We start from the raw sequence: 9,110 nt of genomic DNA on the forward strand, positions 1-9,110 counted from the left end.
GAAGTTCTTTATAGCAGAATATGTGTAAATGAGTGAGTGAGTGAAATAAAGCCCTGCTTTTTCAGGGCTTTATTTCCCCCGAATTTTCTACACACTATGTAATCGTGTGTGTAAGAAGCCTCGGTTCTCTCCGGATGCTCAGGAGGGGGTACTCATGCTTCAACTGATAACCCTCTACACATACCACCGTGCATCCGCGCCCTTTGAGGGGGTGATCCTGCCTCGTGGGTATCAGTTCGTAGCTCGCAACGTGTGAACCTGTCGACCCTGTAAGCTGTAAGCCACCAAGAGGTTCACCCCTCCTGCCCCTTATTGTATAGTTATCAAAATATAAGCATGAGAAAGTCAGAGTCCTGATAAGCGCCATAATCTTGATTTCACGTCTATTCAAGGCATTCTGAGCTCCAGTACATCAGCTGATAGGAGAACGTCATGGCGCGTATGAGCAGAACAGACGCACTGATTGAGCAGGCACGTCTAGCCCAAGGGATGACTGAGGAGGAGGCAGGGCGCGATCGAGAATTCACGGAATGGGCTAGATCGCTGCGCTCGACGATCACGACGACCGCTTTCGTGTACGGTAGCGGGGGCTTGATTATCGGAGCAAATCTACCATGGTTGTTTGGCAACTAGCTGATTGCTCATTGTTTGTTTTATGAATGACACGAGAAGGTTTAATTTATTCTTGCAAATTATTTAATCCTCAATGCCTTAAGGTAACTAAGTGAAGGTGATCCATTTTTCTTATTTTTTTAAGGATGAAAAGAAGTGAATCGAAAATCAAAATCCACGCAAAGGATAGCTATGAAAATTAAAACAAAATATAGAGGTTTGCTTTTATTGCCATTAATTTTCACTGTCGGATTTTTTTCTCAGAGCCCATCTTATGCCAGAGATGATTGCAGTGAAAAAAATTCAGAGGTTTGTGATCAAGCACAAAGAATAGCTTCTAGTTCGGCCCCTCACTTTCCGATGAGGATAAACCAAAACACTGTCATACAAACAGTATATGCATCCGGGAGTGCCGTGTATTTAAATGCAAGATTTGATTATAACGAAAGTGAAATGAGAAATGCTTTAGAAGTGGCTGGAAAAAGTGAAGAAGAGACTATTTCTGCAATATCGAGGGTTGCGAAATCCAGCATTTGCAACCCATCATCTGAAACCTATAGGTTCGTAGCCTCAGGCGGGACAATAATATATTCATATTTCTTTATTGACGGAAATAAATACTCCGACATAGAGGTGAATAGCTGCTAAAAATCACGGATATCGAGTCCTTAATTAACCATGCAAAACGGTCATTTTCTTTGCGCTCGTCGACCGCCCCTCCAGGCCTTTGGAGGAGCGGCTATGTGTAAAGAAACCCGCAAACATTTGTACGTACAGAAATAGTACGTTTTTTCTACGCACAATGCCTCCTTATGGGACCCGCTTGTTGAGTCGGCACATCCCCCTCCGGGTCGGAGCCTATCAGCACTTATCAAGTTGTCAAAATAGGGCTTTGCTTCGTGTGGTACGACTCCCTCAAAAGCCTAGGCAGTGAAACATGCCGTCGAGCGGCAGAAGCCTGGGCGAGGATGCTTGCGGTCGCCGCCTCCCGGTTCCCGATCAGCACGACCTGGTCTACTGCGCGGGTGATCGCGGTGTAAATCAAGGCCTGATCGAGCAGGCGTGACCGGCGAATCGGCACGATGACACGCGAGAATTGCGACCCCTGCGACTTGTGAACGGTAATGGCATAGGCGTGGCTGAGCGATTCAAGCTGCGTGGTCTTCAGGGCGTGCTCAACGCCCTCGAAATCGACCTTGCAGCAATCGCTACCCTCACCCTCGACAGGCAGCGCCTCAGTAATCCGGCCCAATGAGCCGTTGCGCAGCCCGAGCGTGTAGTCGTTCTTGGTGAAGATAACCAGATCACCGACCTTGAGCGGCACGTACTCCAGTGTCCTGGCTGGCACCACGCCAAATTGCGGGTCAACACAGTACACGGGAGGGGCCTCGTGCCGATAGCGCTCGTGCAGGCGCTGATTCAAGTGCTTCACGCCGCCCTGATTGCTGCGGGTCATCGAGAGGATCTGTACGTGATAGTCTTCACCACTGCCTCCAAGCTCCGCGTAGAGCCACACCACGGCCTCATCGAGGGCTTGATCCGGGCAGTCGATGAACGACACGCCATTGCCACGACCCTGGTAGGAGGCGTAATCGGGTATCGTATGACGGCGGACAGCAACGGCAACCGGCAGAATCCCGCTGGCATCCGACTGCCGCTTGACCACTTTCAGCTCCGTCTGAGCAACTGCCGGGTGGGCGGCAAGAGCATGCAGTACGAGGCCGGGGCCTATAGGTGGGAGCTGGCTGGGGTCGCCGACCAGGATCAGTCTCGTGCTGGGCGGGATGTGGCGAAGGAGCCGATAGAAGAGAATGGCATCCACCATCGACATCTCATCAATGACGACCACTGCATCACTGCCAAGCGGCACGGCGGAAACCTGCGCGAAAAAGGCGGCGATCGTGCAACTCTCACGCCCAGTGGCCTCCTGCATCCGCTGTGCGGCACGTCCGGCTAGAGCGAGCTGATAGATGGCAATGCCGGGCTGGACGGCCTCTAGCGCGGCGTACAGGGCCTTGAGCACTGTGGTCTTGCCGGTGCCTGCGCCGCCCAGGATTAGGCTGAGACAGGCGCTCCCGCTGCACAGTATGGCCTGGCGCTGCTCGGGTGAGAGCGCGAAGCCCTGCGTGCGCTCATAATCGTGGATGGCCGCCTTTATCGCGCCGTGATCGACCTCGCCCACCGCAAAGATCGATGTTTGTTGAGCCACTTCCCCAGCTGCCATACCCGAGAGGCGCCGGGCGATCTCAAGCTCGATCAGATAGGTGCCGGTAGGCTGGTAGAGATCACCCACTCGGCGGTACTGACTGCTACCGTCGGTGGCCAGCGCCTGTCCAACTAGATCATGGGCACCGAGCAGTGTCTTGAGTCGGCGCTTGACCTGCTTTTCTGGCAGGCAGGTGTGGCCGTCCTTGAGCCCCCGGTAGAGAGTCTCCTCAACCGCTGCTTCAAGGCGCCTCGGGTCTTCTTCGGTCACGCCAAACCGGTCCTTCGCCAGGACATCCACAGCCTTCCAACGCGCTTCGAAGCTAATCAGCGCGTAGGGGTTGGCCTCAATCTTCTCTCGCGCCATACCGGCATAACAGGCGACAACCTTCTGGCCGATCCGCCTTGGCATGCCAATCTGGTCGAGCCAGACAAGCGTCTGCGCGACTTGAAATTTCTCAAAGGCGTGGCATAACAGATCAGCGGCTTCGAAGCTAATAACAGCGCTCAGGGCATTCATGTCCCTCTGCTCAATGAGCGTCACCAGTTCAGGGCCGAAGCGGTCGTAGAGCCGCTGCGCCTTGACTTGGCCCACGCCCGGGATGTCATTACACCCTGCAATCCAGGCGATCGTGTTTTTGCCAGATGGCCTCAGTAGTTCGGCTTGCGTTGCCTCGATCTGTTGCTCCTGCTTGTAATCGACGAGTACACCGCGCAGCGCCCAGCGCTGTCCTTTGCAGGGAAAGGCCGAATCGGGTACCAGTGTCCAGCTACAGCGCGCAACATAACGCTGACCTTTGGTATCGACACCGGCCATTATGACCCCGCCGCGTGCCCCCCGACTCAGGATGGACGTGATAGTCAGCTTCACAGCGAGATCCGTCATGGCCGCACCATGCGGCCCGTCTGGGCGAGGTGATCATCGATCATTTGATAACGCTTGAGCTGCTCGCGCAGCTCCAGAACCTCGGCGCGCAGGGCCGCATTCTGCTCTTCGAGTGCTTTGACGCGCTGCTCGCTGCGGTTATTGAGCGTGACGGTGCGTCTCTCCACCGACGCTGTGCCCGCCTCAACTTGCGTCTGCGGCGACGTCTCCCCCTTTGCAGGGGGCAGTGTTCCGCGCGCCCTCAGGCACGTTTCCAGAGCTTCCAGGGCGGCCTTGACTGCCGGGTTCTGTCTCAGCACGGACTTGGCAAAGCCGCACTCGGCGGCGACTTCGGTGCGGTTGAGTAGGCCCTGCCGGATGTAATCGGCCCAGTCACTGGCGGCCTCACGCTCTGCCGACCATGACTCAAACCGTTTGAGGTTCTCTGCGGCGAGTTGTTGTCCATTAGCCATCCCCGTGCCCTCCGCTGCGCAGCAGCCTGTCTCTGCTTCGAAGATGGATGCTCCCATTAGTCATCGGCTTCCACCTCCCTCACCAGCTTTTGTAGCCCCGTCATGAACCCACGGGGAAATACCTCTTCCCCAAGTTCGTCTTTCACTTGCCCGGCTTGCGTGACCATCCACCCCTGGCGCTCGATACATTCGTCGGAGGCGGCGAACCGCAGTGCCTTGATTTCGTTATCCGAGACAAGGCCCTTGAGCGAAGGGAGAAACTCGACGGAGGGTTCGGCGCTGGCTTCGAACTGCCTGACAGGTCGCTTATCGATCACGACCTCGGCCTGGTTCTTGAGGATGTTGAGTTGGGTGCGGTAGCGATTACGCTCGGCGATGATCTGGCCGAACAGCACCCGCAGGGCGGGATCGGGAATGCGCTCAAGCAGTTGATTGTCCTGGGGCACTCGGCGGGAACGGCTCTGTCTGCTGAGGGGTTTCTTGGTGGTGGTCTTCGCCTTCGCCGCCCATGCCTCGACCAGGTCGCGGTAGTGCTTGTTGGCTGTCGCCCGGATTGACTCGTACCCCACACCGCCGTCTTGCGCCGAAAGTCGGCCAATGGTGGTGATCGAGAAGTCGCGTTCGCCGCGCTCGTCATACTCGCGCAAGGTTTCGTTGAGCTTGTCGAGCGACTGCTGCGTCTTTGCTGTCTTGCCTTCTTTGAGATCCTCAAGAATGACGTCGATATCGATCTCCATCAGATGACCTCCTCATCTTGGATCAGCCATTGCTTGATGCTCGGCAAAGCAAGCGGCGCGGTCTTGCTCATCTGCTCGATACCCGCCTCAAGAAGGCGGTCGTCCACCAAGTACTCCTGGGCCTCGATATAGTTCGCTGCGATCCGGTAGCCCTCCAGCTTGTCGCTCGGATGCGCGATCATGGCCATTTTGCGCACGAGGACGTTGGCGGCGATCAACTGCGCCCGCTCATCCATTTCCATCAACACCGGCTGATAGCCCTTCTGCATCATCATGCGGTTGATCTGCCGGCTTCGCTTTTCGATTACCGGGGTCTTGCGAAGGTCATCCTGTAGGTCGGGATAGAACTCCGCGTCCTCGCAGAGCAGCGACAGGTGCAGCAGCTCCGAGTCAGTCTCGATAAAGCGCATGCTCACCGCCAGATCCTCGCGAGAGCCCACGGCGACGAGCTTCTGACCCTCGTCGGCCTCGTCGCGCTGGTTCTCGATATCCATCAAGCGCTGGATCAGGTTGAAGCAGGCGATGTAGTCCTTGGCGTACTCATCGGCTTCCACCTTCTGCTTCTCATAGCGCCGCTCCAGCACCTGAAGTTCATCGTGCTTGGTGAACGGGGCGCCTTGCTCCTCCGCGAAGAACAACTCGTCCTTTAGCGCTTCCAGCTCGCCCTCGATCTCCACCGCCAGGCTCGCCGCCTGATGGGCCTTGTAGCTGATCTGGTTGAACTGGCTGTTTAGCGCGGGCAGGTAGCTGGCGTCGGTGATGAACCAGCGGCAGCGAATGCAGTTCTCCGGCCCGTGGGGTACTGGGGCATAAATTGAGGGGGCGGTTCCTCTAGTGGCAACCAGTTCACCACCATTCCAGCAGCCGCCAAGCGTGCTCAGCTCGTCCGAGCGGACGGTATTACCGCCGACCAGGCATAGCCCTGCCGCGCGGTGTTCCCAACCGATGGGGTTGCGGTTGGAGATGGCGGCCTTGACCGACTCCTCGCTGTTGCAGGCAGTGCGAGCCTGAATCTGGGACAGTTCCGCATCCTTGAGAAAGGTGCGGAGCGAGGCTTGCGCCTTGTCATCCAGCGCCGCATGCGCCTCCTCCATTTTCTCCGCCATGACGGAGGGAGTGATCTTGTTGTAGTAGATCGTCATCAGCAGGCGCGTGTGGCCCGCTAGGAGCTTGGAGACGACTGGCAGGGGCAGCGCCGTGTCCATTGTGTAGGCGGTGATCAGGGACACCCGGAGGCTGTGCAGTGGAAACAGGGTCTTCTTTTTACGCTCTTGAGGCGTGTCGTCCGGGTAGCCTTCCACCAGTTTGAGTGCGGTGCCGTCGCTAAGAGTATGCCCCGTCGCTGCGAGATTCTGTTCCAACTGAGTAAGTAGCCGATACCAAGAAAGTTGGATGGGGCCATCATAAATCGGCTTGGTGCGGTCTTCCGCACTTTTCGCGCTGGCGTCCCGAAACAGGAAACAAGACTCGCCCATGGCCTTTAGCGCGGCTGTGCTCTTGACGTGCCTGGTGTGTTTTGGTTCCAGTGTGCTCGCAAACACCGGGGTGGTGATCGGGTTGTACTTCTCCTGCCAGTTACGCAGCTTCTCCAGCCAGTACAGCAACTCCTCATGCTGCCAGGGGATCGTGTAGCCATGATCCACTTCGTCCTTGTTCTGATCAGCGGTCTTGTTGGTGGAGACGTAGAGCGCGGTGGCGTAGGTCTCCGTCATCGCATCGTAGGTGCGGCGGAAGACGCCCTTAGCGTAGGGGCGCTTCTTGCTGCCATAGCCGAAGGGGTGGGTATTCGCCACCCAGCGCCCGTCCTCATAGCGCCAAGTATCGGCCTCGCCGGAATCGAGAAACCGAACCTGATAGGTGCGCAGCGGCAGGTGGAGTTTGACGAACAGCGCCATGGCGGTCATCGGCGACCACATATGGTAGATGGTGATCTGCTTGCTGCCTCGCCGGATTTCCTTGGTGCGCCACACGCAGTCGGGGTCGTTGCGGTCGATGATGTCGGGGTCGACCTCGAACCACGCGTAGAGCACATTGTCATGGGCCCACGACCAATCGCGAAAATGGCGATTGGCCCAAGGGGCGCTACGGGTAGCATCTTCTTCGGACTCCGCTTGCCCGCTGCCGGGAGCGTAAGGGCAGAGGATCTGTCGTAGCTGCTGAATGTAACGGTAGGGCAGCGGGTTCCTGACGGTCTCCTGCGTCGAGGCCTGTCTCGCGATCCGCTCGAAAGGGTTCAAAACGATGGGTCGAGCGACACCATGGTCGTCCTCGGCGCTGTAATGCTGTGCAATGACGTAGTCGATGAAGGTGGATACGGAGTTCACGGAGTTCGCCTGCGAGTTCTGGCTGTGCATACCCACAGCCCGCATGGCCTCAACAAACTCCATGGATGACACTCTGTGTCCGGCGTGACCCTTGAAAAAGGCCGTGACATCCCTAGCGTAGGCCGCATGGCGAATCAGGTAGGTGACGAAGAAATGACGGAGAGTATTCAATTTTAGGTCGACACTAGCCTCCTGAGTTGCCATCCACTCCGCCGCATACTGTTGCCATTGCAGCCAGTCCTCGCCGTGCGAGCGCGTGAGCCAAGAGAGTGTAAGATCAGACGAGCGCCCGTTATTCTTCTTCTGTGCCATTGTCATACCCCTCCCAGACGTGGCCGCTTGCCGGTGTAAAACCCTTGCGGATCGATGTCCTCAAAACCGTGTTCAACCAGTGCCTTCCAGTCCGTCGTCATCACCTTGGCGTCGGGCCGCGCCAGTTGCGCGGAGGCCGCACTGAGCATGTTCGAAACATCCTGGTTGCCCGGCAGCGTATAGACCGTTTGCGACTCAAGGGATTTGTGGTGAAGGCATTTCTTGCGGATCAGTGGGTCGATGCCCGCCTGAGTCAGTCGCCGCCCGTAGTTGTGCCGGTGCCCGTGCGGATCGAGCCCCTCTGCCTTATTCGGCTCCAGGCCGATGCGGCGCAGCCCGGCGGCATAGTTGTGGTTGAAGGCGTTGATCGTGTAAGGATTGCCAAACGCCTTGCTGTCGAAGCTGACGAAAGCGTAAGGGTGGAGGGCGTCCACTGTTGCGCGGTATTTCAGGTAGGTATTCCATAGAGTCATGAAAACTCTGGAAAAATCGACTGGGAACCACTGCGAAATCAAGTAGCCTTCCTTGTCATCGACAAGCTTGGTCTTCCAGCCCAGGTACTGCGTCCCCTTCATCTCGCAGCGCGGTATGCGACCGTACTTCTCTTTCAGATACACCTTGCGAGTGCGCTCGCCTTTGCGGCTTTTCCAGCCATCGGGAGCGACACCTTCGCGCTCGCTGTAGATGCGTACAAGCGCTTGGCTTGGGTCGGCGGGATTTTCAAAGACATCAGTGACCCACAGCAGCATCGCCTCGCTGACCCTAAGCCCCGCGCCGTGCATCAAAAGGAGGATCAGCTTGTCCCGCAGAGCGACTCGGGGATCTTTGGCACCGCCGATGCCTTGGGTAAAGAAGGCTTCAAACCTGGCATTCGGAAAGGAGATCGCGTCATCCTCTGTCCTCGCCAGCGGGGTACGACCCTTGATACTCCGCGCACGCTTGACGGTGGTGCTGATGGACTTGTCTTTGATATGGCCCAGGAAATCGTTCTGATTCCGTCGAAACCATGCCGCGTAGTTGAGGCGCTCTTCGTGCGGTGTGGCTTTGCGCAACGGATTCAGCGGCTTGGTGCCTTGCTTATCAGCAAGCCAATCCGTGAAGCCCGTGAGGGCGATGATGCGCTCTCTCACTGTCGCATCAGAGGCGGGCACCCAGTACAGACCGGAAGGGTCTAGGCCCGATTCAGAAGCTGTCCCACTGTATAGGCGCCTGACGAACGCCTGGAACAGCTTCTCGGGGTCTGTGAACGCATCATCATTTGCTTCCATGTAGTCTAGGAGCATCGCCACCGCTCGGACGACTTTCTCAAGCGTAGACTTGGAGCGCCCATTGGCTTGCAGGTGCAGGAGGTAGTCGGTCAGAGGCGCAAGCTCCCCCTCCTCTGTCATCAGCAGAGGGATCTCGCTTGCGCCCCCCGTGTTGTCCTCCACGATCTTTGCGACGACGCTGACGGCAGTCATGCCCACCTCTACATAAAATACACTAATTACACTATACACCTCACAGAGGTAGTATCAAGAAAAAGCCGCCTGGAGGCGGCTTCTTATCAAAAATTACACACTTTCATGTGCTATATGTAACT

Annotated in this window: 6 protein-coding genes; 1 reads left to right on the forward strand and 5 read right to left on the reverse strand. The window is 57.0% G+C overall.

Annotated elements, in window-relative coordinates; all coding sequences use genetic code 11:
* Positions 1 to 804 precede the first annotated feature (804 nt).
* The gene (locus LWH48_RS17635) at positions 805 to 1,260 is read left to right on the forward strand and encodes a hypothetical protein (RefSeq protein ID WP_232913603.1); all 456 of its coding nucleotides are present in this window, start codon (positions 805 to 807) and stop codon (positions 1,258 to 1,260) included.
* 223 nt (positions 1,261 to 1,483) lie between these two features.
* On the opposite strand, the gene LWH48_RS17640 is transcribed toward LWH48_RS17635, so the two are convergent.
* The 5 genes from LWH48_RS17640 to gmtY are packed head-to-tail and all read right to left on the reverse strand — an operon-like array spanning position 1,484 to position 8,988.
* Complete coding sequence (locus tag LWH48_RS17640) at positions 1,484 to 3,703, reverse strand: AAA family ATPase (protein ID WP_232913604.1); 2,220 nt, start codon at positions 3,701 to 3,703, stop codon at positions 1,484 to 1,486.
* Positions 3,700 to 4,155 (reverse strand): VPA1267 family protein, encoded by a 456-nt coding sequence (locus LWH48_RS17645; protein WP_232913605.1) that lies wholly within the window; start codon positions 4,153 to 4,155, stop codon positions 3,700 to 3,702. Before LWH48_RS17645 ends, LWH48_RS17640 begins: the two co-directional genes overlap by 4 nt.
* A gap of 56 nt (positions 4,156 to 4,211) precedes the next feature.
* A complete protein-coding gene (gene gmtX, locus LWH48_RS17650; protein ID WP_232913606.1) occupies positions 4,212 to 4,892 on the reverse strand; it encodes a gamma-mobile-trio protein GmtX in 681 nt (226 codons plus the stop codon).
* Positions 4,892 to 7,528 (reverse strand): gamma-mobile-trio integrase GmtZ, encoded by a 2,637-nt coding sequence (gmtZ, locus tag LWH48_RS17655; protein ID WP_232913607.1) that lies wholly within the window; start codon positions 7,526 to 7,528, stop codon positions 4,892 to 4,894. Before gmtZ ends, gmtX begins: the two co-directional genes overlap by 1 nt.
* Positions 7,529 to 7,530: 2 nt before the next feature.
* Entirely contained in the window at positions 7,531 to 8,988 is a 1,458-nt protein-coding gene (gene gmtY / locus LWH48_RS17660; RefSeq protein WP_232913608.1) for a gamma-mobile-trio recombinase GmtY, read from the reverse strand.
* Positions 8,989 to 9,110 lie beyond the last annotated feature (122 nt).

The sequence above is a fragment of the Halomonas sp. G15 genome (assembly GCF_021282295.1).
Lineage (GTDB): Bacteria > Pseudomonadota > Gammaproteobacteria > Pseudomonadales > Halomonadaceae > Halomonas > Halomonas alimentaria.

Excerpts from the sequence above, each read along its gene's own strand:
- LWH48_RS17635 (WP_232913603.1), top strand. The coding sequence starts at position 805 with ATGAAAATTAAAACAAAATATAGAGGTTTGCTTTTATTGCCATTAATT.
- LWH48_RS17640 (WP_232913604.1), bottom strand. The coding sequence starts at position 3,703 with ATGACGGATCTCGCTGTGAAGCTGACTATCACGTCCATCCTGAGTCGG.
- LWH48_RS17645 (WP_232913605.1), bottom strand. The coding sequence starts at position 4,155 with ATGGCTAATGGACAACAACTCGCCGCAGAGAACCTCAAACGGTTTGAG.
- gmtX (WP_232913606.1), bottom strand. The coding sequence starts at position 4,892 with ATGGAGATCGATATCGACGTCATTCTTGAGGATCTCAAAGAAGGCAAG.
- gmtZ (WP_232913607.1), bottom strand. The coding sequence starts at position 7,528 with ATGGCACAGAAGAAGAATAACGGGCGCTCGTCTGATCTTACACTCTCT.
- gmtY (WP_232913608.1), bottom strand. The coding sequence starts at position 8,988 with ATGACTGCCGTCAGCGTCGTCGCAAAGATCGTGGAGGACAACACGGGG.